Source organism: Paraburkholderia caledonica (genome assembly GCF_000383275.1).
In the GTDB taxonomy this organism is placed as follows: domain Bacteria; phylum Pseudomonadota; class Gammaproteobacteria; order Burkholderiales; family Burkholderiaceae; genus Paraburkholderia; species Paraburkholderia caledonica.
Window position 1 is genome coordinate 351,379 of sequence record NZ_KB911040.1, and the last position, 26,374, is coordinate 377,752.

At 63.6% G+C, this 26,374-nt stretch carries 26 protein-coding genes and 1 riboswitch; of the genes, 16 read left to right on the forward strand and 10 right to left on the reverse strand.

From position 1 onward, the window contains the following. Window positions 1–45: 45 nt before the first annotated feature. The gene (locus H281_RS0121790) at window positions 46–732 is read left to right on the forward strand and encodes an HAD family hydrolase (protein WP_020069275.1); all 687 of its coding nucleotides are present in this window, start codon (window positions 46–48) and stop codon (window positions 730–732) included. 164 nt (window positions 733–896) lie between these two features. Here the strand turns inward: H281_RS0121790 and ribB are convergent, their stop codons facing one another. The 4 genes from ribB to H281_RS0121810 all read right to left on the reverse strand — a co-directional run bounded on the left by ribB (window position 897) and on the right by H281_RS0121810 (window position 4,627). After that, window positions 897–1,616, reverse strand: a complete 720-nt coding sequence (gene ribB / locus H281_RS0121795; RefSeq protein WP_020069276.1) for a 3,4-dihydroxy-2-butanone-4-phosphate synthase — start codon at window positions 1,614–1,616, stop codon at window positions 897–899. A 150-nt stretch (window positions 1,617–1,766) separates the two neighbouring features. Beyond that, a riboswitch (FMN riboswitch) is annotated at window positions 1,767–1,951 on the reverse strand. Window positions 1,952–2,109: 158 nt separating this feature from the next. After that, window positions 2,110–2,799 carry a helix-turn-helix domain-containing protein gene (locus H281_RS0121800; RefSeq protein ID WP_020069277.1) on the reverse strand — a complete coding sequence of 230 codons (690 nt, stop codon included), beginning with the start codon at window positions 2,797–2,799 and terminating at the stop codon, window positions 2,110–2,112. A gap of 222 nt (window positions 2,800–3,021) precedes the next feature. Then, a complete protein-coding gene (locus H281_RS0121805) occupies window positions 3,022–4,212 on the reverse strand; it encodes an MFS transporter (RefSeq protein WP_020069278.1) in 1,191 nt (396 codons plus the stop codon). 16 nt (window positions 4,213–4,228) lie between these two features. Then, window positions 4,229–4,627, reverse strand: a complete 399-nt coding sequence (locus tag H281_RS0121810; RefSeq protein WP_027804833.1) for a VOC family protein — start codon at window positions 4,625–4,627, stop codon at window positions 4,229–4,231. A 119-nt stretch (window positions 4,628–4,746) separates the two neighbouring features. Between H281_RS0121810 and H281_RS0121815 the strand changes: the two genes are divergently transcribed. The 7 genes from H281_RS0121815 to lnt all read left to right on the forward strand — a co-directional run bounded on the left by H281_RS0121815 (window position 4,747) and on the right by lnt (window position 12,709). After that, window positions 4,747–5,742 carry a LysR family transcriptional regulator gene (locus H281_RS0121815; protein ID WP_020069280.1) on the forward strand — a complete coding sequence of 332 codons (996 nt, stop codon included), beginning with the start codon at window positions 4,747–4,749 and terminating at the stop codon, window positions 5,740–5,742. 175 nt (window positions 5,743–5,917) lie between these two features. Next, window positions 5,918–7,303 carry a tRNA (N6-isopentenyl adenosine(37)-C2)-methylthiotransferase MiaB gene (gene miaB, locus H281_RS0121825; protein ID WP_020069282.1) on the forward strand — a complete coding sequence of 462 codons (1,386 nt, stop codon included), beginning with the start codon at window positions 5,918–5,920 and terminating at the stop codon, window positions 7,301–7,303. Window positions 7,304–7,396: 93 nt separating this feature from the next. Further along, window positions 7,397–8,470 (forward strand): PhoH family protein, encoded by a 1,074-nt coding sequence (locus H281_RS0121830; protein ID WP_020069283.1) that lies wholly within the window; start codon window positions 7,397–7,399, stop codon window positions 8,468–8,470. 91 nt (window positions 8,471–8,561) lie between these two features. Beyond that, entirely contained in the window at window positions 8,562–9,023 is a 462-nt protein-coding gene (ybeY, locus tag H281_RS0121840; protein ID WP_020069285.1) for an rRNA maturation RNase YbeY, read from the forward strand. Between the two features lie 19 nt (window positions 9,024–9,042). Beyond that, window positions 9,043–9,756, forward strand: coding sequence for a gamma-glutamylcyclotransferase (locus tag H281_RS0121845; RefSeq protein ID WP_020069286.1), 714 nt, complete (start codon window positions 9,043–9,045; stop codon window positions 9,754–9,756). Between the two features lie 230 nt (window positions 9,757–9,986). Then, window positions 9,987–10,880, forward strand: a complete 894-nt coding sequence (locus tag H281_RS0121850; RefSeq protein ID WP_020069287.1) for an HlyC/CorC family transporter — start codon at window positions 9,987–9,989, stop codon at window positions 10,878–10,880. A 110-nt stretch (window positions 10,881–10,990) separates the two neighbouring features. Continuing rightward, a complete protein-coding gene (lnt, locus tag H281_RS0121855; protein WP_020069288.1) occupies window positions 10,991–12,709 on the forward strand; it encodes an apolipoprotein N-acyltransferase in 1,719 nt (572 codons plus the stop codon). 83 nt (window positions 12,710–12,792) lie between these two features. On the opposite strand, the gene loiP is transcribed toward lnt, so the two are convergent. Further along, complete coding sequence (loiP, locus tag H281_RS0121860) at window positions 12,793–13,551, reverse strand: metalloprotease LoiP (protein ID WP_027804834.1); 759 nt, start codon at window positions 13,549–13,551, stop codon at window positions 12,793–12,795. A 259-nt stretch (window positions 13,552–13,810) separates the two neighbouring features. Continuing rightward, window positions 13,811–14,431 carry a glutathione S-transferase C-terminal domain-containing protein gene (locus H281_RS0121865; protein ID WP_027804835.1) on the reverse strand — a complete coding sequence of 207 codons (621 nt, stop codon included), beginning with the start codon at window positions 14,429–14,431 and terminating at the stop codon, window positions 13,811–13,813. 218 nt (window positions 14,432–14,649) lie between these two features. Here H281_RS0121865 and H281_RS0121870 point away from each other — a divergent pair, with 218 nt between their 5' ends. From H281_RS0121870 to purH, 5 genes are all read left to right on the forward strand, one after another. Then, window positions 14,650–16,041 (forward strand): aminopeptidase P N-terminal domain-containing protein, encoded by a 1,392-nt coding sequence (locus H281_RS0121870; RefSeq protein ID WP_027804836.1) that lies wholly within the window; start codon window positions 14,650–14,652, stop codon window positions 16,039–16,041. A 19-nt stretch (window positions 16,042–16,060) separates the two neighbouring features. Further along, window positions 16,061–17,431: a UbiH/UbiF/VisC/COQ6 family ubiquinone biosynthesis hydroxylase gene (locus H281_RS0121875; RefSeq protein ID WP_020069292.1), complete on the forward strand. Its 1,371-nt coding sequence runs from the start codon at window positions 16,061–16,063 to the stop codon at window positions 17,429–17,431. Between the two features lie 260 nt (window positions 17,432–17,691). Continuing rightward, entirely contained in the window at window positions 17,692–18,768 is a 1,077-nt protein-coding gene (dusB, locus tag H281_RS0121880; protein ID WP_020069293.1) for a tRNA dihydrouridine synthase DusB, read from the forward strand. Beyond that, a complete protein-coding gene (locus tag H281_RS0121885; protein ID WP_020069294.1) occupies window positions 18,765–18,998 on the forward strand; it encodes a Fis family transcriptional regulator in 234 nt (77 codons plus the stop codon). The genes dusB and H281_RS0121885 overlap by 4 nt, the downstream gene beginning before the upstream one ends. A gap of 56 nt (window positions 18,999–19,054) precedes the next feature. Continuing rightward, window positions 19,055–20,620 carry a bifunctional phosphoribosylaminoimidazolecarboxamide formyltransferase/IMP cyclohydrolase gene (gene purH, locus H281_RS0121890; protein ID WP_020069295.1) on the forward strand — a complete coding sequence of 522 codons (1,566 nt, stop codon included), beginning with the start codon at window positions 19,055–19,057 and terminating at the stop codon, window positions 20,618–20,620. Window positions 20,621–20,740: 120 nt separating this feature from the next. Here purH and H281_RS0121895 read toward each other — a convergent pair whose 3' ends face one another. Continuing rightward, the gene (locus tag H281_RS0121895; RefSeq protein WP_020069296.1) at window positions 20,741–20,980 is read right to left on the reverse strand and encodes a hypothetical protein; all 240 of its coding nucleotides are present in this window, start codon (window positions 20,978–20,980) and stop codon (window positions 20,741–20,743) included. Window positions 20,981–21,108: 128 nt separating this feature from the next. Here H281_RS0121895 and ruvC point away from each other — a divergent pair, with 128 nt between their 5' ends. The 3 genes from ruvC to ruvB all read left to right on the forward strand — a co-directional run bounded on the left by ruvC (window position 21,109) and on the right by ruvB (window position 23,536). Beyond that, a complete protein-coding gene (gene ruvC, locus H281_RS0121900) occupies window positions 21,109–21,651 on the forward strand; it encodes a crossover junction endodeoxyribonuclease RuvC (RefSeq protein ID WP_020069297.1) in 543 nt (180 codons plus the stop codon). Between the two features lie 105 nt (window positions 21,652–21,756). Then, window positions 21,757–22,338, forward strand: a complete 582-nt coding sequence (gene ruvA / locus H281_RS0121905; protein ID WP_020069298.1) for a Holliday junction branch migration protein RuvA — start codon at window positions 21,757–21,759, stop codon at window positions 22,336–22,338. A 133-nt stretch (window positions 22,339–22,471) separates the two neighbouring features. Beyond that, entirely contained in the window at window positions 22,472–23,536 is a 1,065-nt protein-coding gene (ruvB, locus tag H281_RS0121910) for a Holliday junction branch migration DNA helicase RuvB (protein ID WP_020069299.1), read from the forward strand. 195 nt (window positions 23,537–23,731) lie between these two features. Here ruvB and H281_RS0121915 read toward each other — a convergent pair whose 3' ends face one another. The 3 genes from H281_RS0121915 to tyrS form a co-directional block, all read right to left on the reverse strand. Beyond that, window positions 23,732–24,403 (reverse strand): histidine phosphatase family protein, encoded by a 672-nt coding sequence (locus tag H281_RS0121915; RefSeq protein WP_020069300.1) that lies wholly within the window; start codon window positions 24,401–24,403, stop codon window positions 23,732–23,734. Between the two features lie 66 nt (window positions 24,404–24,469). Then, window positions 24,470–24,928, reverse strand: a complete 459-nt coding sequence (gene dtd, locus H281_RS0121920; protein ID WP_020069301.1) for a D-aminoacyl-tRNA deacylase — start codon at window positions 24,926–24,928, stop codon at window positions 24,470–24,472. A 43-nt stretch (window positions 24,929–24,971) separates the two neighbouring features. Next, a complete protein-coding gene (gene tyrS, locus H281_RS0121925; protein ID WP_020069302.1) occupies window positions 24,972–26,222 on the reverse strand; it encodes a tyrosine--tRNA ligase in 1,251 nt (416 codons plus the stop codon). Window positions 26,223–26,374 lie beyond the last annotated feature (152 nt).

Genomic DNA, 26,374 nt, shown 5'->3' on the forward strand with positions numbered 1-26,374 from the left:
GGCCATTCCGGCCCACGCGCCCCCCTGCTTTCCGTTCCTTCAGGCATGATCGACCATCTCATTTGCGACTGCGACGGCGTACTCGTCGACAGCGAAGTCATTGCTGACCGCGTCATGTTCGAGACGCTATCGGCGACTTTCCCCGGCCTCGACTTCGAACCCATCGTCAAGACGGCCTTTGGCCAGCAAACGTCGCGCTTTCTCGAAGGCATCGAGAAAGCGTTCGACATCGCTCTGCCGCCCGATTTCCTGAACACGATTGAACACAATGTCGAACTCGCGCTGGCCGCGTCGCTCAGTCCGATCAACGGTGTTCGAACTGCGCTGCAACGCGTGACGCTGCCGGCCGCGGTCGTGTCGAACAGCCGCATGGCACGCGTGACGGCGTCGGTGCAGCGCGCCGGACTGCAGCAGATTTTCGGCGACCGCATTTTCAGCGCCGAACAGGTCGCACGTCCCAAACCTTTTCCCGATGTCTACCTGTTTGCTGCGCAGACGCTCGGCGTCGAGCCATCGCGATGCGTCGTCGTGGAAGACAGCGTGGCGGGTCTGAACGCGGCGCGCGCGGCGGGCATGAAGACGATCGCTTTCGTCGGCGCGAGCCATATTCCCGACGGCTACGCGGACGCGCTGCGCAAGATGGGCATGACGCGCATCATGAAACACATGGACGAATTGCCCGCGTTGCTCGAAGGGGGCGTGCGGGGAGAGTTCGGCGACGTGCAGTCGTAGCAACCGCCTGCGCCAAAGGTAGCGTTCAAAAACACAGGCCGACCGTATGCGGTCGGCCTCGTGCTTTGGGTACAACGCGCTGCAACAGAGCGGAAAGAGCCCTCCACAGAGCGACGTCGATGAGCGCGTTGATTCAACGCGCCGCCCGAACTACGTCGCTGGCTTCACGCTTCCTGCTCGACGCATTCACGCGCCTCAGCCAACGCGCGACGGAACTCGGCCAACTCGGCGACCGTCAGCATCGGCAGATTGTGTTGCGCGGCAAAGCGTTCGACGTCCGCGCCGCGCGTCATCGTGCCGTCGGCGTTCATCAATTCGCACAGTACGCCGGCCGGCTTCAGGCCCGCGAGAATCGCGAGATCCACCGTGCCCTCCGTATGTCCGCGACGCGCAAGCACGCCGCCAAGCATCGCACGCAACGGAAACACGTGGCCGGGGCTCACGATGTCGCCGGGCTTCGCCGCATCGGCAATGGCGGCGCGAATGGTCGTCACGCGGTCGAGTGCGGACACGCCGGTCGTCACACCTTCGCGTGCTTCGATCGAAACCGTGAACGCCGTGCCATGACGGCTCTCGTTGTTGGCGACCATCGGCGGAAGTTCGAGCGCGCGAATCTTCTCGTCGGGCAGGCACAGGCAGACGATCCCGCTGCATTCGCGAATCAGCAGCGCCATTGTTTCGACGGAAAGACGCTCGGCGGATACGATCAGGTCGGCCTCGTTCTCGCGGTCGTCGTCGTCTTGCAGCACGACGGCGCGGCCATCGCGCATTGCTTGCAGCGCGGCGGCGATACGCGGCGGAACGGATTCGGTGTCGAGCAGCGGGAGATCGGCGAATGCATCGTCCGCAATCGTCGACGGGGCAGGAAAAGTAGCAAAGGACATGTTGAAACGCTCATCGCAAGAGTGGGGCGAAAAACGTTTCAGGGCATTGCAAACAGACAAAGACGTGCCGCGAACCGCCTCTGCATAGTCGAGGCGTTCATGCACCGCCCGAACCTGCGAGCGGCGCCACGGAGACGAACATGACTATCTGCACATCTTCTTCCATCCGGACTGTGACCGTCGGCTCTGGCTTCTCACCAGATCTGCTGACCCCGCGGCGGCTTCCGGTTCGCTGAAAGCCAGACTAATGCGGGCGCTCGCGGGCTCGCCGGCTCACGCTCTCGCGTTGCCGGCATACCGCCGGTGGGGAATTTCACCCCGCCCTGAAGACGCACTGATTGCCGGATAACCGGCGGGCCAAGCATACAACAGTCGCGCGCGAAATGCAGTGCAACGCTACTGCGCAACGGGATTCGCGGTGAGCGCCGTGCTCACCCATATTTCGGACTTCGAGACGCTGACCAGCGAGACGACGCGACGTCCACGCGTTCGATCAAACCGGCGCGGCTTCGCGCGCCGTGTCCGGCTGCGAAGGCACGTCCCAACGGGGCGGCGTCTCGGCCTTCAACGTTACGCGAAACGCGCGCGCCTCGGTGTCGCCGGGATTGCGCAGGCTATGAGGCTGATCGGCGTCGAACACGATCGCGTCGCCTGTGGCCAGTAACTGACGTTGATCGTGCACGCTCACCTCGAGCGTGCCCTCACTGACAACCAAGTTCACCGTCGTGCCCGGCGCGCGGCGCGTGCCGGGTTCCGTGTGCAACGGCGCGATGCGCAGCTCGTGGAATTCGGCGGCGGTCGGTTCGGTATCGGGATAGAGCGGCCGAGCCGAAAATCGCCCGTTGGAACTGACCACGCGCGACGAGCGCTCCGCCGGCAAGTGTTCGAAGCCGTTGGTCGCGTGACGTCGCAGGAATGCCGCGACCGACACTTTCAACGCGGCAGCCACCTTGCAAAGCACCTTGATCGACGGCACGCTGCGCGCCGACTCGATCTGCGCGAGCATGGCGCGCGACACGCCGGATGCGCGTGCAAGAGCATCGAGCGACAACTGGCGCTCGGCACGCAAGCGCGCGAGATTCACGCCGACCAGATGTTCGAGTGCATCGAAGGGTTCAGCGGCACGCGGCGGCGCATCGGTATCAGCGGTGGGATCGCGAACCAGCGCAAGCGGGGAATGCATGATTGCCTCCAGAAGCGCCGCCGGACGGCGGGCAAGCAGTTAGTGGAAGCAAGATAGCATCGCGCCCCGCCGTGCCCAACGAAGTTATCTTCACACTGTTATCAGCATTGCGGAGGACGTTTCTCGCAAAGCTTGTGCGGATTTTTCATATGGGCGCGGCTTCGCTTTTCGTCAGAGCGCGCCCATACATCTCAGGCAGCGGTGTTTGCGTACCCGGAGCACTCAAGCCCGCTCGCGCACTTCCATGTCGCGTCGATTGACCGGCTGCGGCACCGGCCGATCCATGCGCGATGCCAACCAGGTCAGCAACAGAGCAACGACGCTCACGGCCGCGGCAACCCATGGCAACGTATCGAGCGAATGGCCATGATCGATCACGAGACCGCCCAGCCACGCGCCGCCCGCATTGCCGACATTGAACGCGCCGATGTTCAGCGTCGACGCGAGATTCGGCGCCTTGGCGGCCTTCTCGACCACGCGCATCTGCAACGGCGGCACGGTCGCGAAGGCGGCAATGCCCCACACGAACACCGTGATTGCCGCGGCCACCTGCGAATGACTGGTACGCGCGAAGATCGCCATCACCACCGCCAGCGCCGCGAGAATGCCCATCAACGAGGGCATCAGCGCACGGTCCGCGAGTTTGCCGCCGACTGTGTTGCCGATCGTCAGCCCCACGCCGAACAGCACCAGGATTAGCGTGACGGCACGCGGCGAGAAGCCGCTCACCTGCTCCAGAATCGGCGCGATATACGTGAACACGACAAACACGCCGCCGAAGCCGAGCACCGTCATTGCAAGCGCGGTCCAGACTTGCGGGTCCTTCAGCACGCGCACTTCATGACCGAGACTGGCAGGACCCGAATCGTGGCGATTCGGCACGAGTGCCGTCACGCCTGCGAGCGACAGCACGCCGAACCCGCTGACAATCCAGAAGGCCGCGCGCCAGCCGAACTCCTGGCCCACGAAAGTACCGAACGGAACGCCGAGCACGTTGGCAAGCGTGAGGCCGGTGAACATCAGCGCAATTGCGCTCGCGCGCTTCTCTAGCGGCACGAGCGACGCGGCCACCACTGCGCCAATGCCGAAAAACGAGCCGTGCGCGAACGACGTCACCACGCGCGCGATCATCAGCACAGAATAGTCCGACGCAATTGCACACAACGTATTGCCGACGATGAAAACGCCCATCAGCAACTGCAACGCGAGCTTGCGCGGCATCCGGCTCGTGACAACGGCGAGCAGCGGCGCGCCGACCGCGACGCCGAGCGCATACCCGCTCACCAGCAATCCCGCCGACGGAATCGACACCGAGAGATCGCGCGCGACCTCGGGCAGCAAGCCCATGATGACGAACTCGGTCGTCCCGATAGCGAAGGCGCTGATCGCGAGCGCGAGTAATGGAATTGGCACTGTTGTTCTCCAGGTTCTACGGTTGAGCGTGATGCAGCGCCGTCACGAACTCGACGACGACACTGGGCGTAAGCGCCACGAAAATCTGCATGGCGGCTTCTTGCGGGCCCATCGGCGGCACTTGCGCCGTCCGATAGTCGACGCCGGTTGCCCGCAGGCGCGCGAGCAGCGCCTGCCACTCGGCGGCGCTTTCCAGACGGAATGCAATGTGATCGATGCGCGGCGCGGCTCTCATGGAGGTGTCCGGCACCGTGCTCTCGACCAGATGGATCACCGGGCTGCCGTTGGCATACAGCCAGTAGCCGTCGACGGAAAACGCCGGACGGGCGCCTTGCGTCAACCCGACTACATCGACGAAGAAATGCCGGGCCGTGTCGAGATCGGCTGTGACGATAGTCGCGTGATCGAGTTGCATGGCTTCGGCCGGCTGACTGCGCCGCATCGGTTTTCGAGGCTTGAATTGTGAGCGCGACGCGTCAATTTGATAATTGGCGTAGCATTTGAAGCATTTTCAAATGCGATTTGAAGAATGCAATGGATAATCTTGGCGACATTCGTCTCTTCGTAGAGGCCGCGCAGCACGGCAGCCTGTCCGCGGCGGGCCGCAAGATGGGGCTGACGCCGGCCGCTGCGAGCGCGCGCCTCGCGAAACTCGAAGCCGGCCTGAAAGCGCGACTGTTCGAGCGCACCACCCGCCAGCTGCGACTCACCGACGAAGGCCGTCTCTACCTGAACTGCTGCCGCCAGGCGCTGCAATCGCTAGACGACGCAAAAGCCGCGCTGCAAGCGGGGCAAGGGGTGGTGCGCGGCAAGGTGCGTGTCTCGGCGACGTCGGACTTCGGCCGCAATCTGTTGATGCACTGGCTCGACGAGTTCAACGCGCTCTACCCGGAGGTGACGTTCGCCCTGACGCTGTCGGACTCGCTGTCGAACCTGGTGCAGGAGGACATCGATCTCGCGATCCGTTTCGGCGTGCCGCAAGACAGCTCGCTGGTCGCGCGCAAGCTGGCGCCCAACCGGCGCGTGCTTTGCGCATCGCCGGAATACATCGCACGCAAGGGCGAGCCCAAAGACCCGTACGATCTCGTCAATTTCGATTGCATCGTGCTTAGCACCGGCTCAGGTCCCGTGAACGAGTGGCGCTTCACGCGCGGCGACGAAGTGCAGCAGTACACCGTGCCGTTCGAAACCGCGCGCGAGACCAACGACGGCGCCGTCGCCCGCGAATGGGCGCTGCGCGGCTACGGCATCGCAATCAAGTCGATGTGGGACGTGCAAGCGGATCTGCGCGCCGACGGCCTGAAAATTTTGCTGCCGGAGTGGCGCTATCCCGACGCGCCGCTGCACGCGCTCTATCACCGCAACCGTTTCATGGCACCGCGCGTGCGCGTGCTGCTGGATTTCCTGAGCGAGCGATTCGCGCAAGTGTCCGACGAACTGGAAAGACTGCTGGGCTTGCCGCCCGACGTGCCCCAACCCGTGCGGCGGGCCGGAACGGGCGGACAAACCGTATCCGGCGAAGGGCTATAATGTTGCGTTACGCTGCGAGCGTGCGCGGCAAGCGGCTAGACATGAATGGGATTACGGTCCCTGCCCGCCCAAGTGCGCTGAAACTGCCGGCCGTTGAGGCCTCGCGCATGTTTTCGCATCTCCTTGACCCCTAATACGACGCCCCCAGATTAACCACTGCGACCGGCGAAATTCGATGACCAAGAAAGTTTATGTAAAGACCTTTGGCTGCCAGATGAACGAGTACGACTCCGACAAGATGGTCGACGTACTGGGCGCGGCTGAAGGGCTCATCAAGACGGACACGCCGGAAGACGCGGACGTCATTCTGTTCAACACCTGCTCGGTACGCGAGAAAGCTCAGGAAAAGGTCTTCTCCGACCTCGGCCGCGTCCGCGAACTGAAAGAAGCGAACCCGAACCTGATTATCGGCGTGGGTGGCTGTGTGGCGAGCCAGGAAGGCGCGTCGATCGTAGCGCGCGCGCCGTACGTCGATCTGGTGTTCGGACCGCAAACGCTGCACCGTCTGCCGCAAATGATCGACAAGCGCCGTGAAAGCGGCCGCGCACAGGTCGACATCACTTTCCCGGAAATCGAAAAATTCGACCATTTGCCGCCGGCTCGCGTCGACGGTCCGAGCGCGTTCGTATCGATCATGGAAGGCTGCAGCAAATACTGCAGCTATTGCGTCGTGCCCTATACGCGCGGTGAAGAAGTATCGCGTCCGCTCGACGACGTGCTCACCGAAATTGCGGGCCTCGCCGACCAGGGCGTGCGCGAAGTCACGCTGCTCGGTCAGAACGTGAACGCGTATCGTGGCGCGCTCACGCTGGGTTCGTCGGAGATCGCCGACTTTGCGACGCTGATCGAATACGTTGCGGATATTCCGGGAATCGAGCGGATTCGCTATACCACGTCGCATCCGAAAGAATTCACGCAGCGCCTGATCGACACGTACGCGAAGGTGCCCAAGCTCGTGAGTCACCTGCATCTGCCGGTGCAGCACGGCTCCGACCGGATTCTCATGGCGATGAAGCGCGGCTACACCGTGCTCGAATACAAGTCCGTGATTCGCAAATTGCGCGCTATTCGCCCGGACCTGTCGCTTTCCACGGACATGATCGTCGGCTTCCCCGGCGAGACGGAAGAAGATTTCGACAAGATGATGGCGCTCGTGCACGAGATGAAGTACGACACGAGCTTCTCGTTCATCTACAGTCCGCGCCCGGGCACGCCGGCTGCAAATCTGCACGACGACACGCCGCGCGAAGTGAAGCTGCGTCGCCTGCAACATCTGCAAGCCACGATCGAAGAAAACGTGCAGCGAATCAGCGATTCGATGGTCGGCAAGGTGGAGCGCATTCTGGTCGAACGCCCGGCGCGCAAGGATCCGAACGAACTTGCGGGCCGCACCGAGAACAACCGCGTAGTGAATTTCCCCGCGCCGTTGGCTTCGCATGCGCGGCTGACCGGTCAAATGGTCGACGTGAAAATCGTCAAAGCGTACCCACATTCACTGCGTGGGGAGCTCGTGCTTGTGCACGACAATGCAGCGGACAACGCAAGCGCTGTCACGCATTGACCGACTGACAACTGACGGAGCGGCGCGGCCGGGCCGCGCCACGCACCGCCCGACGCACCCGAGTACTGAAACCGACAGGATCGAATCACCGCCTTGAAAACCACTCAGCCGCATCTGGAATTCACCGCTCCGCGCGACGACAATGCGCGGCTCGCCAACCTCTGCGGACCGCTCGACGAAAACCTGCGGCAAATCGAGCAGGCGCTCGACGTGACGCTGCAACGCCGCGGACATCGCATTACGATTCGCGGGCGCGGCGCCAAGCTTGCGCTTACCGCTCTCGAAAACTTCTACAACAACGCGCGCGAGCCGCTGTCGGTCGACGACATTCAGCTTGCGCTCGTCGAAGTGCGCCACCCGGCACGGCATCGCACCAACGGCAACGGCAATGGTGACGAAGCGGGCGAGCCGGGCTTTCCCGGCAATCCCGACCATCCGTTCGACCAACCCGCCGACAGCGACGAAGACGACCTCGAAGAACTCGGCCCGAAACTGTACACACGGCGCGCCGATCTGCGCGGCCGCACGCCGGCGCAGCGCGAGTATCTGAAGCAGATCATTTCTCACGACGTCACGTTTGGCGTCGGTCCGGCCGGCACGGGCAAGACCTATCTCGCGGTCGCCTGCGCGGTTGACGCGCTCGAACGCGATCAGGTCAAGCGCATCGTCCTGACGCGCCCGGCCGTCGAAGCGGGCGAGCGTCTCGGCTTCCTGCCGGGCGATCTCGCGCAGAAGGTCGATCCGTATCTGCGTCCGCTGTACGACGCGCTCTACGATCTGCTGGGCTTCGACAAAACCGCCAAGATGTTCGAGCGGCAAATGATCGAAATCGCGCCGCTCGCGTACATGCGCGGCCGCACGCTGAATCACGCGTTCATCATTCTCGACGAAGCGCAGAACACCACGCCCGAGCAGATGAAGATGTTTCTCACGCGGATCGGCTTCGGCTCGAAGGCCGTGGTGACCGGCGACACGACTCAGGTCGACTTGCCGCGCGGGCACAAGAGCGGGCTCATCGAAGCGCAGCAGGTTCTGTCCGACGTACGCGGCATTGCGCTCACGCGCTTCACCAGCGCGGACGTGGTGCGGCATCCGCTCGTCGCACGAATTGTCGAGGCGTACGACGCGCATTCGCAGAAGACTGCCAACCCGGCGGATTCGCGTTAATGCGGCTCGACGCAACCGATAATCCGCTGAATGCGCGGCTCACGGACCGGCTGTGTTCCGCGCCTCGCTTCACGCATCACTTCGAACCAGCATGAGCCGCGCCCCTAAACTGACGCTCAACCTGCAATTCCCCGCGGCCAAGGCGTGGCCCGAGCACAAGGCGCTGCTGCCTCGCGCCACCGTGGCCAATTGGGTCAAGGCCGCGCTTTTCGCGGACGGCGAGCTGACCGTGCGTTTCGTCGACGCGGAAGAAGGCCGGACGTTGAACCGCACGTATCGCGGCAAGGATTATTCGACCAACGTGCTGACTTTCGCGTACGCGGAGTCGGCAGACGATCCGGTGACGGGCGATCTGATCCTGTGCTGCCCCGTCGTCGAGAAAGAAGCCGCCGAGCAGGGCAAACCGCTCCTTGCGCACTACGCGCATCTGCTCGTGCACGGCACGCTCCACGCTCAAGGCTACGACCACGAAGTCGAGGAAGAAGCCGAGGAAATGGAAGCGATCGAAACCGAAATTCTCGGCAAGCTCGGCTTTCCCGACCCTTATCGCTAACTGTCGCCCGGACCGAACCGTGAGCTCATTCTCCTCTGACGCCGACACCCGAACGCCCTGCCCGGACTATCCTCCCGCGCTCGGCGAGTCGCGGCTGCTGACGGACGAGGAGTTGCGCGCGTCGCTCGAATGCACGCTGCGCGATTGGGACCGACAGAGCGACTTATGGCTTTTCGGCTATGGCTCGCTGATCTGGAACCCCGGTCTGCCCACCGTCGAAGCCACGCGCTCGAAGGTGCACGGTTATCACCGGGGCCTGTATCTCTGGTCGCGCGTGAATCGCGGCACGCCGGAACAGCCGGGCCTCGTGCTCGCGCTCGATCGCGGCGGCTCCTGCACGGGCATTGCGTTTCGTCTCGCGGCGCAAGGCGCCATGCCGCATCTGGAAGCGCTCTGGCGCCGCGAGATGGCGATGGGCTCGTATCGGCCGGCATGGCTGCCGTGCGTGCTCGCCGACGGCCGGCGCGTCGACGCACTTGCGTTCGTGATGCGCCGCGACGTGCCGAGTTACACCGGCAAGCTGGGCGACGAAATTGTCAAAACGGTGTTCGGCTGCGCACGCGGCCGCTACGGCACGACACTCGACTATGTGAGCCGCACGGTTCACGCGCTGCGCGAAAGCGGCATGCCGGACCGGGCGCTGGAAGCGCTACTCCAGCGTTGTCAGGCCGGCAATGACGAGCCCGCGTCTGCCGGCGCTGAGGTGCGCGGGCAGACGCAAGCGGGTAAGTGAGGCTCAACAAAGCGTCAGTAAGCGCTCATTGAGCGCCGCGCCGTTTTTTGTTCCGAAACGCTTTTCACCCGGTAATCAGTTAGGATTGACCCATGGCCCGCGCCTTGCGGCGCAACGGTGTCAGCCCGGTTTCATTCATCGCCAGGTGCGGCGGGACACGGTCCTGCCATGTGCCTGGTGTATCCTTAATGCTCTGCAACAGCGCGCCCAGTCTTGCCGGGCGCACTACCATGAACGACACGTATCCCAGTCGACGCCACACCGACAAACCGCAGGAAAAACGCTCGCTGCTCGAGCGTCTTACCGATTTCATCTCGCCCGAGCCCGACTCGCGCGCCGAACTTCTGGAAATTCTGCAGGACGCGCACGAGCGCAACCTGATCGACGCCGACTCGCTGTCGATGATCGAAGGCGTATTCCAGGTCACCGAACTCAGCGCACGCGACATCATGGTGCCGCGCGCGCAAATGGACGCGATCAACATCGCGGACAATCCCGCCGAATTCATCCCTTACGTGCTGGAAAAAGCGCATTCGCGCTATCCGGTCTATGAAGGCAATCGCGACAACATCATCGGCGTGCTGCTGGCGAAAGACCTGCTGCGTTACTACGCGGAAGAAGAGTTCGATGTGCGCGGCATGTTGCGCCCCGCCGTCTTTATCCCCGAATCGAAGCGGCTGAATGTGTTGCTGCACGATTTCCGGGTGAATCGCAATCACCTCGCGGTGGTGGTAGACGAATACGGCGGCGTAGCCGGTCTCATCACTATCGAGGACGTGCTGGAACAGATCGTCGGCGATATTGAAGACGAATACGATTTCGACGAAGAAAGCGGCAACATCATCGCCTCGCCGGACGGACGCTTCCGTGTGCGGGCGCTGACCGAAATCGAGCAGTTCAACGAGGCATTCGGCACACACTACTCGGACGAAGAAGTCGACACGATTGGCGGACTCGTCACGCATCACTTCGGGCGCGTCCCGCATCGCGGCGAGAAGGTTCGCATCGACGATCTCATTTTCGAGATTCTGCGCGGCGACGCCCGCCAGGTTCACATGCTGCTCGTGCGGCGCGACCCGCTTGCCGGTCAGCGCGAGCGCGAAGCGCAGCACGTGCAGACCTGAGCGGCCCGACTGCTCCCGCTTCAAGCCGCGATGCCCAGCCGCCGATGCCCACCCGCCGGCTCCGCGGCCTGACTTTTCAATTTGCCACTCCTCACGCCGACCGCGCAACAATGGCCGACCCGATTACTTCCCGCTCCCGTCACGGCACGAGCGCTTCCGCCGCCAGACCCACGCGAGCGCGCACGCTTCCCCGCTGGCATTATCTCGTCGCGCTGGCGGCCGGCGCGGCGAACACGCTGTCGTTCGCACCCACGCCGCACGGCGGCTGGCTCGAACTTGTCATCTTCGTGTTTTTCTTTGGCTGGCTGACGCGTACCACGGGCTGGAAGAGTGCTGCCCTGACAGGCGGCGCGTTTGGCTTCGGCAACTTTGTGAGCGGCGTCTGGTGGTTGTACGTCAGCATGCATTTTTTCGGCGGCATGCCAGCGCCGCTTGCCGGCACGGCGCTCGTGCTGTTTTCGCTTTATCTCGCGCTGTATCCCGCTTTGGCCGCGGGCATCTGGTCGTTCTGCGCCGGTCATGCCCGCAACGGCTCGTCGAGTACCGATACGCCGTTCTCGCCAACATGGCATGGAGCGCTCGCGTTCGCGAGCGCATGGGCAATCGGAGAATGGTTGCGTGGCACGGTGTTCACCGGTTTTCCGTGGCTCGCTAGCGGCTACGCGCAAGTCGACGGCCCGTTCGCCGGATTTGCCCCACTTGCGGGCGTGTATGGCGTCGGTTGGGTGCTCGCGCTTGCAGCGGCGTTGATCGTGCAGGCAGTCGTTGCTCTGCTGCGCCGTCGGCGCGAGGCTCGCGAGGCTGCGTCCGGCGGCGAGGACACCCGCGGCGGCAACGCGCGGATTGCCGCGCCGGCCGGCGTCGCGCTGGCGTTGATCGCGGCAGGCCTGCTGCTGCCGCTCGCCAAGTGGACTGTTCCCGCCAACGCGCCGTTGACCGTGCGCCTGCTGCAAGGCGACGTCAAACAGGAAATGAAGTTCGAGGAAGCGGGCATGCGCGCCGCCATCGACCAGTATCAGCAGATGATCACCTCCAAGCCCGCCGACCTGATCGTCACGCCGGAGACGGCCATTCCCGTGCTGGCGCAGCAGTTGCCGGCGCCGTTCGCGTCGGCGGTGCGCAGCTTTTCGGACTCCACCGGCAGCGCGATCCTGTTTGGCGCAATCGGCGGCTCCGTCACGCCCGAAGGCCGCGTGGTCGACTACACGAACAGCCTGTTTGGCGTGACGCCCGGCACACGTGACATCTACCGCTACGACAAGCATCACCTGGTACCGTTCGGCGAGTTCGTGCCGTGGGGCTTTCGCTGGTTCGTCAACCTGATGAGCATTCCGCTCGGCGACTTCGCGCGCGGCGGTCCGGTGCAAAAGCCGTTCATCGTGCATAACCAGCCGGTCGCAGTCGACATTTGCTACGAAGACATTTTCGGCGAAGAAATTGCGCGGACCATCCGCGAAAGCGATACGCCGGCAGGCGTGCTGGTCAACTCGACCAATCTCGCGTGGTTCGGCGACACCATCGCGCTCGACCAGCACTTGCAGATAGCGCGCATGCGCTCGCTCGAAACCGGCCGCCCGATGCTGCGTGCGACCAACACGGGCATGACGGCCGCGATCGACGCCGACGGCAAGGTGCTCGGACGGCTCACGCCCTACACGATCGGTTCTCTCGACGTCACCGTGCAAGGCACGGCCGGCCGTACGCCCTATGTGACGAGCGGCAATAACACGGTACTCGCCGTTTCGTTATTCCTGCTCGCGTTCGGCTTTGCTTTCGGGCCGGGCAGGACTTTCCGGAAAAACGGTAAATCCGGGAACGGTGAGGCATAAGCAATAAAAAACGCGCGCTGCGGCATGGCCGCAAGCGCGCGTTTGTTGAACCACGCAAGCGTTATTGTTGAACCACGCAAGCGTTACTGATTCGAAGCAATACGCTGCTGGATATGCTGCGCGCGTGCAGGCGACGCCGGGTGCGAACTCAACATACTCGATTTTCCGCCGTCTATTTGCGCGAGTTTGTTGAACGCCGTGACAAGGCCCGACGGATCGAGATTTTTCTTTTTCTGCAAATCGAACGAATAGTCGTCGGCGGCACTTTCCTGAGTTTGCGAGAATTGCGCGTTAATCAGCTTCTCCGAGAAATCGCCCAATTGCGATCCGGACAGCGCACCCGCAACGCCGCCCGCAGAAGAAGCAACCGAACGCGCCGCGGATGTCGCATACGCAACCTGCATTGCCTTCTTCGTATGGCCAAGCGCCACGTGACCCATTTCATGGCCGACTACGCCGCGCACCTCGTTGTCGTTCATCATGTCCATCAGACCGCTGTACACGCGCACGCAACCGTTAGCCATTGCCCACGCGTTGACGTCCTTCGTCATGTACACCTTGTAATTCACCGGCGTGCCGTTGATGTTGTCGCCCAATTGCGCGGCAATCTTGTTTAGACGCTTCTGGTATTTGCTATTAGCGGGCGCGATCGTGTTTTCGCTGTCGAGTTGCGCGCACGATTTGTCGGTCAGCGTGCGCACGTCGGCGTCGGAAAGCGTAGCCGCTTGCGTGACCAGCTGACCGGATTGAACCAGTGCCGACGGATCAAGGCTGCTCACATTGGAGCACGCGGCAAACAGCGAGCAGGCAGAAGCGGCAATAACGAAGCGATACGGTTTCATCATGAAAGTCTCTTTGTGGTGTATTCGTTTTGACGACGCACATAACGCGTCGCCCATTCGCAATGGCCGCTTTCGACGCTGAAACATGCCGAATAAATAACCGCAGAACCATTGCCCCACGCGGCAGACGAAAAAAAAGCGCCTGACGGGAGGCGCTTTTTTACCACAAACGAAAGCATTAATTCATGACTTTGAAAGACTGATTAACGCAATTTTGCAAACTTGCTGTAATCGCGGGCACCGTGCTTTATCGGATCAGTCAGTTAACCGGCACAGTATCAATAAACGACGGACGCAACGAAAGCTTCTGAAAATGCTTGTCGAGATTCGGGTGCGACTCGCGCCAGTTCAGTTCCGGCATGCGAAAGTCGAGATAGCCCAACGCGCAACCCACGGCGATATCGGCGAGGGTGTAGTGATTGCCCGCACACCACGGCTTGCTGCCCAGCCCCTGAGACATGGCGACGAGCGATTCGTCGATCTTGCGTTGCTGCCGCGCCACCCACGCGTCGACCCGCTGCTCCGGCGCGCGCTGCGTGCTTTCAAGGCGGATCAGCACGGCGGCGTCGAGCAGGCCGTCGGCGAGCGCTTCCCAGCAACGCACCTCGATGCGCTCGCGCCCCGCTTGGGGAATCAGCTTGCCGACCGGCGACAGCGTGTCCACGTACTCGCAAATCACGCGTGAATCGAACACTGCTTCGCCGTCTTCCATCACGAGGCACGGGACTTTGCCGAGCGGATTGAAGGTGTGGATGCGGGTATCCGGCGCCCAGACGTTCTCGGGCACCAGCTCGTAGTCGATCTTCTTGTCGGCCAGCACGATGCGCGCTTTGCGCACGAACGGGCTGGCGAGCGAACCGATGAGTTTCATCATTGCCATCTGCCTTTTTCTGAATCCGGCGAAAGTATAAGTGCTTGGCGCCTTGCGCGAGCGGCCCGTGCGCTCTCTGCGAGCCGCATGCACGTTCGCTGTGGATGGATTGCAACATTGCCGCGCCGCCCGGGCGCCGTCTAGCCGGCCGAACGGCCAACGCGCCGGTCGTTCGGCGTCGGCATCGGCACGAAATCACTCTGTGCATTGGGCGCTACAATCGCACGATGAACCAGCCGACCGAACCCACCATTGCCATCGACGTCTACCGTACACGCCGCGAGCGCGTACTCGCCGCGCTGCGCGCGGCGGGCGGCGGCGTCGCCATCGTGCCGACCGCGCCCGAAGCGCTGCGTAACCGCGACGCGGATTATCCGTACCGGCACGACAGCTACTTCTACTATCTGACCGGCTTCACCGAGCCCGAAGCGCTGCTCGTGCTCGACGCAAGCGCCGCAACCGGCGAGCCCGCGTCCATCCTGTTCTGCCGCGAGAAAAATATCGAGCGCGAAACGTGGGAAGGCTTCCGTTTCGGGCCCGACGGCGCGCGGGTAGCCTTCGGATTCGACGCCGCGTTTCCGTTCGGCGAAATCGACGCGCACATGCCGAGGCTGCTCGCGGACAAGCCGTCGCTGCACTACGCGCTGGGCACGTCGGAGAAACTCGACGGCCAGGTGCGCAGCTGGCTGGAGGCCGTGCGCGCTCAAGGCCGCAGCGGCGTCGCGGCGCCCATGGCCGCGCGCGATCTCGTGCCGCTGCTCGACGACATGCGGCTCATCAAGGACGACCACGAACTGGCGATCATGCGCCGCGCCGGACAGATCTCCGCGCAGGCGCACCGCCGGGCGATGGCGGCGTGCCGCCCCGGCGTGCGCGAGTACGAACTCGAGGCGGAGCTGCTCTACACGTTCCGCAAATTCGGTGCGCAGGCGCCCGCCTATACGTCGATCGTCGCGGCCGGCGCCAATGCTTGCGTGCTGCACTATCCGGCCGGCAGCGCGATTGCGCAGGATGGCGACCTCATCCTGATCGACGCGGCCTGCGAACTGGACGGCTACGCATCCGACATCACGCGAACGTTCCCGGCAAGCGGGCGCTTCACGCCGGCGCAGCGCGAGCTTTACGACATCGTGCTCGCCGCGCAGCAGGCGGCTGTCGACGCGACGCGCGTCGGCGCCAGCTTCGACGATCCGCATCAGGCCGCCGTGCGCGTGCTGTCGCAAGGCTTGCTGGATACGGGCATTGTCGAGCGCAACAAGTTCGCTTCTGTCGACGACCTGATCGCCGAACGCGCCTACGCGCCGTTCTATATGCACCGCACCGGCCACTGGCTCGGCATGGACGTGCACGATGTCGGCGACTACCGTGAGCGCGGCGCGCCGCGCGACGAAACCGGCGCGTTGCCCTGGCGCACGTTGCAGGCTTCCATGACGCTGACCATCGAGCCCGGCTTGTATATCCGCCCGGCCGAAGGCGTGCCCGAGCGCTACTGGAACATCGGCATTCGCATCGAGGACGATGCGATCGTCACGCCCGCAGGCTGCGAACTGATGACGCGCGACGTGCCGGTCGCCGCCGACGAGATCGAAGCGCTGATGCGCGACGCCCGCGGCTCTTGAAACAAGGAAGTAACCCGCAATGAACGATGTCTCTCCGTCCACGGTGATCCTGAGGCCCGCCGCACTCGATCAGACATTCGACTTCGACGTGACGATCGTGGGCGCCGGGCCGGTGGGGCTCGCGCTGGCCGGTTGGCTAGCCCGCCGCAGCGCGACGCGCGCGCTCAAAGTCGGCCTCGTGGACGCCCGCGAGCCCGAAGATTCGATTGCCGATCCGCGCGCAATCGCCGTCTCGCACGGCAGCCGCATGATACTGGAGCCACTGCGCTGGCCCGCCGACGCCACCGCGATCCAACGCATCCACGTATCGCAGCGCGGTCGTTTCGGGCGCACGCTGATCGACCACGCTGAGCACGGCCTGCCGGCGCTCGGTTACGTGCTGCGCTATGGCTCGATCGTGCATGGCCTCGCCGAAGCCGTGCACGCGACGCCCGTGCACTGGTTCCGCTCGACCTCCGCCGCCGCGCCCATTCAGGAAGACGACGGCGTCACGCTGCCGATCGAAACCGCCGGCGTCACGCGCCGCCTGCGCACACGGATTCTCGTGAATGCGGAAGGTGGCCTGTTCGGCGACCAGAAAAGCGGGCACGGCGGCGCGAAGAGGCGCGCAGCCGCGGCGGTCGGCGCAAGCACCGAGAACGACACCGAAGCAGACGACGGGCGGGACCCCGAAGCGCACACGCGCACATCGGCGCCGAACGACGCGGGCGAGCATGCCGGCAAACGCTCGGACAAACAGGGCGCGCAGAGCACGCGCGACTACGGGCAAACAGCGCTGGTCGGCACGGTGACCGTGTCGGCGCCGCAGCCGCATGTCGCGTGGGAACGCTTCACGCCGGAAGGTCCGATCGCGTTGCTGCCGATGGGCGGCGTGCGTGGCGCGGACTACGCGCTCGTGTGGTGCTGCTCGCCGGACGAAGCCGCGCGCCGCGCGCAACTCTCCGACGACGATTTCCTGCACGAACTCGGCAGCGCGTTCGGCGGTCGCATGGGACGCTTCACGCACATCAAGGGGCGCGCATCGTTCCCGCTCGGCCTGAATGCCGTCGATACACTCGTCAAGGGTCGCGCTGTCGCAATCGGCAATGCAGCGCAAACGCTGCATCCGGTAGCAGGTCAAGGGCTCAATCTCGGCTTGCGCGACGCGCATGCGCTCGCCGACGCGTTGTCGGCGGAAGGTCCCACGCCGCTCGCGCTCGCGACGTTCGCGCAGCGCCGCGCGCTCGACCGCCGTATGACGATCGGTGCGACCGACACGCTCGCGCGTCTTTTCACCGTCGACTTCGCGCCGCTCGCGGTCATGCGCGGCCTCGCGCTGACCGCGCTCGAATTCGTGCCTCCCGTGAAAACCGCGCTTGCGCGTCAGATGATGTTCGGGCAGCGCCGCTGAGCATAGGCGCGCGGCTCGCGTGCCGGTTTATGCGCGGCTCGCGCGGCTCCGCTTTTGTCGGGCCTTCGCCGCCCGAGCCTAGTCCGGCGAGCAGTCAGAACTCTATGACGCCGACGACTTTCATAGAAGATTTAATGGGTTACAGCACTCGCAGGTCCGGTGCGGGCTATCCGTTAACGCTAAAATAGCGGTTTTCCCTCGCATTTCGCGAACGCTCCGATTGACAACACCGTGCAATCGGTCGCTGGCGCGTCCATGTCATGCCCACTCTTGGCTCGCACAATTTACGCAATAACCTGTTCGTCGCGCCTATGGCCGGCGTGACCGACCGTCCGTTCCGGCAGTTGTGCAAACGGCTGGGCGCGGGCTATGCCGTGTCCGAAATGGTCGCGTCGAACGCGCAGTTGTGGAAAAGCGAGAAGACCATGCGCCGCGCGAATCACGCGGGCGAAGTCGAGCCGATCGCCGTGCAGATCGCCGGCGCCGATCCCGCCATGATGGCCGAAGCGGCCCGCTACAACGTGGCGAACGGCGCGCAGATCATCGACATCAATATGGGCTGTCCGGCCAAAAAGGTTTGCAATGTGGCGGCCGGTTCGGCCCTGTTGCAGAACGAGCCGCTCGTGCAGCGCATTGTCGAGGCGGTGGTGAGCGCAGTGGGCGTCGGTCCCGACGCGGTGCCGGTCACGCTGAAAATCCGCACCGGCTGGGATCGCGAGAACAGGAATGCGCTGAATGTCGCGCGCCTTGCGGAAAACGCCGGCATTTCGATGCTGACTGTGCACGGCCGCACCCGCGCCGACCTGTATCACGGCGACGCCGAATACGAGACCATCGCCGCAGTCAAAGCGGCGGTGCGCATTCCGGTGGTGGCCAACGGCGACATAACGTCGCCGGAAAAAGCGCGCCATGTGCTTGCCGTCACGGGCGCGGACGCCATCATGATCGGCCGCGCGGCGCAGGGGCGCCCGTGGCTGTTCCGCGAGATCGAACATTTCCTGCAGACGGGCGCGTTGTTGCCGCCGCCGCGCATCGACGAAATCCAGCAGGTCATGAACGAACACCTGGAAGATCACTACGAGTTCTACGGGGAATTTACCGGCGTTCGCACTGCGCGCAAGCACATCGGCTGGTACACTCGCGGCCTTTCCGGCGCCAACGTGTTCCGGCATCGCATGAATACGCTGGACACCACGCGCGAACAACTCCTCGCCGTCAACGAGTTTTTCGACGCACAGAAGGCGATCTCCGACCGCCTCGTCTACGTCGACGAAACCGTCGGCAACTCCGGGCCCGACAACAAGGGCGAGGACCACACAGACCGACTAGCAGCATGAGCAAGAATAATATCGAACAATCTGTCCGCGACAGCCTGGGCGTGTACTTCCAGGATCTCGACGGCTCGAATCCGCACGACGTGTACGACATGGTGATTTCGTGCGTTGAAAAACCCCTGCTCGAAGTGGTGCTCGAGCAGGCCGGCGGCAATCAGTCGCTGGCCGCCGAGTATCTCGGCATCAACCGCAATACGCTGCGCAAGAAGCTGCAACAGCACGGTTTGTTGTAGCTCGAAGTAGTTTTCTCGCGCCCTGCCACGTTTCCCTTCGGCTTTTCGTCTTCATCATGATCAAGCAAGCGCTCATCTCCGTTTCCGACAAGTCCGGCATCGTCGACTTCGCCAAGTCGCTGTCGGACCTCGGTGTCAAGATCCTGTCGACCGGCGGCACCGCGAAACTGCTCGCGGACGCCGGCCTCTCCGTCACTGAAGTCGCCGACTACACGGGCTTCCCGGAAATGCTCGACGGGCGCGTGAAGACGCTGCATCCGAAGGTGCACGGCGGCATTCTCGCGCGCCGCGACCTGCCGGAACACATGGCAGCGCTCGAGAAGCACGACATTCCGACCATCGACCTGCTCGTTGTGAACCTGTACCCGTTCGTGCAGACGGTGTCGAAAGAAGAGTGCTCGCTGGAAGACGCGATCGAGAACATCGACATCGGCGGCCCGACCATGCTGCGCTCCGCTGCAAAGAATCATCGCGACGTGACCGTGGTGGTCGATCCGGCTGATTACGCGGTCGTGCTCGAGGAAATGCGCACGAACAGCAACACGGTGTCGTACAAGACGAACTTCCGGCTCGCGACCAAGGTGTTCGCACACACCGCGCAGTACGACGGCGCGATCACGAACTATCTGACGAGTCTCACAGACGAACTGCAGCACGCGTCGCGCAACGCTTATCCGGCGACCTTCAACCTCGCCTTCGACAAGGTGCAGGATTTGCGCTACGGCGAAAACCCGCATCAGAGCGCCGCGTTCTATCGCGACCTGTCGGTGCCGGCCGGCGCGCTCGCGAACTACAACCAGTTGCAAGGCAAGGAACTCTCGTACAACAACATCGCCGACTCCGACGCGGCGTGGGAATGCGTGAAGACCTTCGACGTGCCGGCCTGCGTGATCGTCAAGCACGCGAATCCGTGCGGCGTAGCGGTCGGCGCGGACGCGAACGAAGCCTACTCGAAGGCATTCCAGACCGATCCGACGTCGGCGTTCGGCGGCATCATCGCGTTCAATCGCGAAGTGGATGAAGCGGCGGCGCAAGCGGTGGCCAAGCAGTTCGTCGAAGTGCTGATCGCGCCGTCGTTCAGTGCCGAAGCGCGCCAGGTTTTCGCGGCGAAGCAGAACGTGCGCTTGCTTGAAATCGCACTGGGCGAAGGCCATAACGCGTTCGATCTGAAGCGCGTGGGCGGCGGCCTGCTGGTCCAATCACTCGATTCGAAGAACGTGCAGCCGCGCGAGTTGCGCGTGGTCACGAAGCGTCATCCGACGCCGAAGGAAATGGACGACCTGTTGTTCGCATGGCGCGTGGCGAAGTACGTGAAGTCGAACGCAATCGTGTTCTGCGGCAACGGTATGACGCTCGGCGTCGGCGCCGGCCAGATGAGCCGTGTGGACTCGGCGCGCATCGCGAGCATCAAGGCGCAGAACGCCGGTTTGAAGCTGAGCGGCTCGGCGGTCGCGTCGGACGCGTTCTTCCCGTTCCGCGACGGCCTCGACGTGGTCGTGGCAGCGGGCGCGACCTGCGTGATCCAGCCGGGCGGCTCGATGCGCGACGACGAGGTGGTGAGCGCCGCTGATGAACACAACATCGCGATGGTGTTGACCGGCGTGCGTCATTTCCGGCATTGATTCAGGTTTGACGAGCGGCGTGTCATTGCAACATCCGCAGTAGGCGACGATAGAACGGCCCGGTGGAATTTCCGCCGGGCCGTTTTGTTTTCGGACGCCCGGGCGACGCCGACTGAGTCGTTAGTCCGGGGGATCCTTACGCTCGTAGCCGTCCCTCACGTCCGGGTGCTGGCTGATGTAGGTGCCAAGGCCCTCGCCTCGCTTCGCGAGGCGCTTGAGCGCAGCAACATGTTTCGCGCCGACGCTCTCTTTCGAATACCAGTAGGTCGTGCCCGAGTTGAAGCGAGCGGCGACGAAGTTATCGCCGATTTCGTAAGCCACGACGCCCGATTTTCCGCTCCTGTTCCCATAGCGCTGCATGTGCGGTCGCCTCCCTATGTCCACGGCAGCAGTTTTTATTCCGCCTGCCCCGCCACATGCGGACCGCCGCGCGGCGTGTGTGTTGTAGTATCGCAGGCACCTGGTTTTAACCGCATCTGCGGCACTTCATGAGAATTCTCGGCATCGACCCCGGCTTGCGCGTGACCGGCTTCGGCGTGATCGATCAAAGCGGTCACACACTGAGCTATGTCGCGAGCGGCATCATCAAGACCGCGGACGCCGACTTGCCGTCGCGGCTCGGCACTATCTTCGAGGGTATCTCGACGCTGATTCGCCAGCACTCGCCAGATCAATCGGCGATCGAAAAGGTGTTCGTCAACGTCAATCCGCAATCTACGTTGCTGCTGGGCCAGGCGCGCGGCGCGGCCATCTGCGGACTCGTCGCGGGCGGCGTGCCGGTCGCCGAATACACTGCCCTGCAGTTGAAGCAGGCGGTAGTCGGTTATGGCCGCGCGACCAAGGAGCAGATGCAGCAGATGGTCGTGCGTCTGCTCAATCTTTCGGGCGTGCCGAGCACCGACGCCGCCGACGCGCTCGGCATGGCCATTTGTCATGCGCACGGCGGCACGACATTGAGCACGCTCGGTGGCATCGCGCCATCGCTTGCAAAGAAAGGACTGCGCGTGCGGCGCGGGCGTCTGGTTGGCTGATGTTGCCGCGGCGCCCGTCATTTTTTCGCTTGATGCGATGACTGGCCTTAAGCGGCGCACACGCCCTGCGCTACACTCGCCCTTTCTCTCGATTCTGAATTCGCCATGATCGGTCGCATTGCCGGCGTTCTGCTGGAAAAAAACCCGCCGCATTTGCTCGTCGACTGCAACGGTGTCGGTTACGAAGTCGATGTGCCCATGAGCACGTTCTACAACTTGCCGTCCACCGGCGAACGCGTGGTGCTGCTCACGCAAATGATCGTGCGAGAAGACGCGCATCTGCTCTACGGCTTCGGCACGACGGAGGAACGCTCCACTTTCCGCGAGTTGTTGAAAATCTCGGGAATCGGCGCGCGCATGGCGCTGGCCGTGCTGTCCGGCATGAGCGTGCACGAGCTTTCGCAAACCGTCACGCTGCAGGACGCCGCGCGCCTCACGCGCGTACCGGGCATCGGCAAGAAAACGGCAGAGCGACTGCTGCTCGAACTGAAGGGCAAGCTCGGTGCCGACCTCGGCGCGATGGCCGGCGCGGCGTCGGCATCGGATCACGCGTCCGACATTCTCAACGCGCTGCTCGCATTGGGCTACTCGGAGAAAGAAGCGTTGGCGGCGATCAAGAATGTGCCGGCCGGCACCGGCGTTTCGGAAGGGATCAAGCTCGCGCTCAAGGCATTGTCCAAGGCCTGAAGCTGACGCCCTGGCGGCGGCCTCGCCGTGCTCGGGCAATGACGCCCGCGTGATGTGAGGTCGTCTGTCGGCTCGACGCGCATCGGCCATTCGGCCGGGTTTCCCGACCGTCCTCGCGCGGTACAATGACCACATGATCGAAACCGACAAACTCGCCGCCGAGCGCATCATCGCGGCCACGCCCGTCTCGCCGAACGAAGAAGCGTTCGAACGAGCGTTGCGACCGCGCCAGCTCGAAGAATATGTCGGGCAGGAAAAAGTGCGCGGTCAGCTGGAAATCTTCATTGAGGCAGCCAAGCGCCGCTCCGAATCGCTCGACCACGTGTTGCTGTTTGGGCCGCCGGGCTTGGGCAAAACCACGCTCGCGCACATCATCGCGCGGGAAATGGGCGTGAATCTGCGGCAAACCTCCGGTCCGGTGCTGGAGCGTGCCGGCGACCTGGCCGCGCTGCTGACCAATCTCGAAGCCAACGACGTGTTGTTCATCGACGAAATTCACCGGCTTTCGCCGGTCGTCGAAGAAATTCTGTACCCCGCGTTGGAGGATTACCAGATCGACATCATGATCGGCGAAGGGCCGGCCGCGCGCAGCGTCAAGCTGGACTTGCAGCCGTTCACGCTGGTCGGTGCGACCACCCGCGCGGGCATGTTGACGAATCCGCTGCGCGATCGCTTCGGCATCGTTGCACGGCTGGAGTTTTATAACGCCGAGGAACTCGCACGCATCGTTACGCGTTCGGCTTCGCTGCTGAATGCGCAGATTCATCCTGACGGCGCGTTCGAAATCGCCAAGCGTGCGCGTGGCACGCCGCGTATCGCCAACCGGCTGCTGCGCCGCGTGCGCGATTTCGCCGAGGTTAAAGCCGACGGCAACATCACCGCTCAAGTCGCCGACGCGGCGCTCAGAATGCTCGACGTCGACGCGGTCGGCTTCGACCTGATGGACCGCAAGCTGCTGGAAGCGATTTTGCACAAGTTCGACGGCGGACCGGTCGGCGTCGACAACCTTGCAGCGGCGATTGGCGAAGAACGCGACACTATTGAAGACGTGCTCGAGCCGTATCTGATCCAGCAAGGCTTCCTGCAACGCACGCCGCGCGGCCGTGTGGCCACGCTGCTGACTTACCGGCACTTCGGGCTCGCTGCGCCGGACGCGTCCAGCACGTTGCCTGGGCTGTGGGACTCGGCTGCGACCTGAAGCCGGATCTCGGCGCGAGCGGCTATTCCTGGGCCGGTTGAGCAACCTGGCGCGCGTGCGGGTCGTCGCGGCCAGTAATCAGATTAACGGAATGAACGGCGTGTTCGAGCGCGCGCGTCGTCGGCTACCGCGGCGCGCGGCCTCGGATCTTCGCTCAACGGCGTGACACGAGTTCACGCGACGCGGCGCGAGTGATCAACGCCCCAGTTCCGGACCCTTCTTGAAGCTGTCGTCGGCGCCAGGCGCGTCGAGATGCGAGATGTCGCCCCACGACACCACCGTCGCACGGCCGTTGTCGAAGTCCACCACATTCACACTAGTGTTCAGCAGCGCGTAGTCACGCGGCGCATCGAGCGGTAAACCGCATGCGAAGCGACGCACACAATCGAGCACGCCACCGTGCGCGACGCAAGCAATTCGCCCACCCGGATGCGCGGCGACGAGCGGTTCGATCGCGTGCAGCACGCGGTGGTAGAACGCGCGCTGCGACTCGCCTCCGGGCGGCGTAAAGCCGGGGTCGCGGGTCTGCCAGTGTGCGTATTCGTCCGGGAAACGCGCGGCGATTTCATCGCTGTCGTGACCCTGGAACGCGCCGTATGAGCGCTCGCGCAAACCTTCGCGCAAATGCACCGGCAAACCTAGCGCGTCAGCGAAGGGTTGCGCGGTTTGCCGCGCGCGCTGCAGGTCGCTCGAATAGATCGCATCGAGCCGCGCGCCGTGCTTCACTTCATCGGCGATGCGGCGTGCAAGGCTTTGCGCCTGCGCAAGTCCTACCGCCGCGAGCGGAATGTCGATGTGCCCTTGAATGCGTTTGATGCGGTTCCAGTCGGTCTCGCCGTGCCGGATAAACAGAATCTGCGTGGTCATGGGATCCAGTTGGGCGCTGTTGGCCGGTTGTGCCGAACCGCTACGGTTGCAAGAACTGCGGGAAATTCAGGCGTTGGTCTGCAGCCAGAACGTGACCGGCCCGTCGTTGACGAGCGACACCTGCATCTCGGCGCCGAATTCGCCGGTCTCGACGATAGGATGCCTGGCGCGCGCCGCCGAAACAAAGTAGTCGAACAGACGCTTGCCCTCGTCTGGCGGCGCGGCCGGCGTGAAGCTCGGACGCAAGCCGCTGTTAGTGTCCGCGGCCAACGTGAACTGCGAAACCAGCAGCAGGCCGCCAGCGCGCCCGGCGCCGTCCAGGTTCTGCACAGAGAGATTCATCTTGCCTGCGGCGTCGCTAAACACGCGGTAGCCGAGCACTTTGGCGAGCAGCCGGTCGGCCGCCGCCTCGGTGTCGCCGCGCTCCGCGCACACGAGCGCGAGCAGGCCCGCGTCGATCGCGCCCGTCACGCGGTCGGCCACCCGCACTTCGGCGCGCCGCACGCGCTGGATCAACGCGATCATCGGGCCGGCTCCGGCTGCGAAGTTCGTTTCATTGCCCGCACACTTACGCAGTCAGCGTGACGCGCGCAAAGCGGCGCTTGCCGACCTGCACGACGTACTCGCCCGACTCGACCTTCAAGCCCTTGTCCGACACAGTCGCGCCGTCGATCTTCACACCGCCCTGCTCGATGTTGCGCAACGCTTCGCTCGTCGACGGCACGAGGTTGGCCTGCTTGAGCAATTGGCCGATGGCTAGCGGTGCGCCTGCCAGCGTCACGGCCGGAATATCGTCCGGCACGCCGCCCTTCGCGCGGTGGTTGAAGTCTTCCAGCGCACGCTGGGCATCGGCCTGCGAGTGAAAGCGCGCGACGATTTCCTGGCCCAGCATAACCTTGAAGTCGCGCGGATTGCGGCCGGCCTCGATCTCTTTCTTGAAGCCTGCGATTTCGTCCATTGGACGGAACGACAGCAGTTCGAAGTAACGCCACATCAACACGTCGGAAATGCTCATCAGCTTGCCGAACATCTCTGTCGGCTTTTCGCTGATGCCAATGTAGTTGTTCTTCGACTTCGACATCTTCTCGACACCGTCGAGCCCTTCGAGCAGCGGCATCGTCAAAATGCACTGCTGCTCCTGGCCGTACTGCTTCTGCAGTTCACGGCCGACCAGCAGGTTGAACTTCTGATCGGTGCCGCCGAGTTCCAGATCGGCATTCAGCGCGACCGAGTCATAACCCTGCATCAGCGGATATAGGAATTCGTGGATAGAAATCGGCACGCCGCTCTGAAAACGCTTGGTGAAATCTTCACGCTCGAGAATTCGCGCAACCGTGTAGCGCGACGCGAGCTTGATCATGCCGTCGGCGCCGAGCGGCATCGACCACTCGCTGTTGTAGCGGATCTCAGTCTTCTCGCGGTCGAGCACCAGCGCGGCCTGCTCGAAATAAGTCTTCGCGTTCGATTCGATCTGCTCGCGCGTGAGCGGCGGGCGCGTGGCATTGCGGCCCGACGGGTCGCCGATGAGCGACGTGAAGTCGCCAATCAGGAAAATGACCGTGTGACCGAGATCCTGCAACTGCCGCATCTTGTTCAGTACGACCGTGTGGCCGATATGGATGTCCGGCGCGGTCGGATCGAGCCCGAGCTTGATACGCAGCGGCGTGCCAGTCGCCGCGCTCTTCGCGAGCTTTTGCGCGAATTCTTCTTCGATCAGCAATTCGTCGACGCCTCGCTTGGTGACGGCGAGCGCGTGACGGACTTCGTCGGTGATCGGGAAGGCGGGGGCGGCGTTAGGCTTGGTGGACTCGGTGCTCATGCTGGAAACGGGAAGTCGCGGAAAAGGTAGATTGTCCCATAGATGCGCGCCGCCGCGCCCACCGGCAGGGGTGAGAGCGCGTTCTGGCGGTGCGGGTTGGACGTCGCATCCCGGCTGCAGCGCGTCCCTTCGCCCGGGACGCGCTTTATATT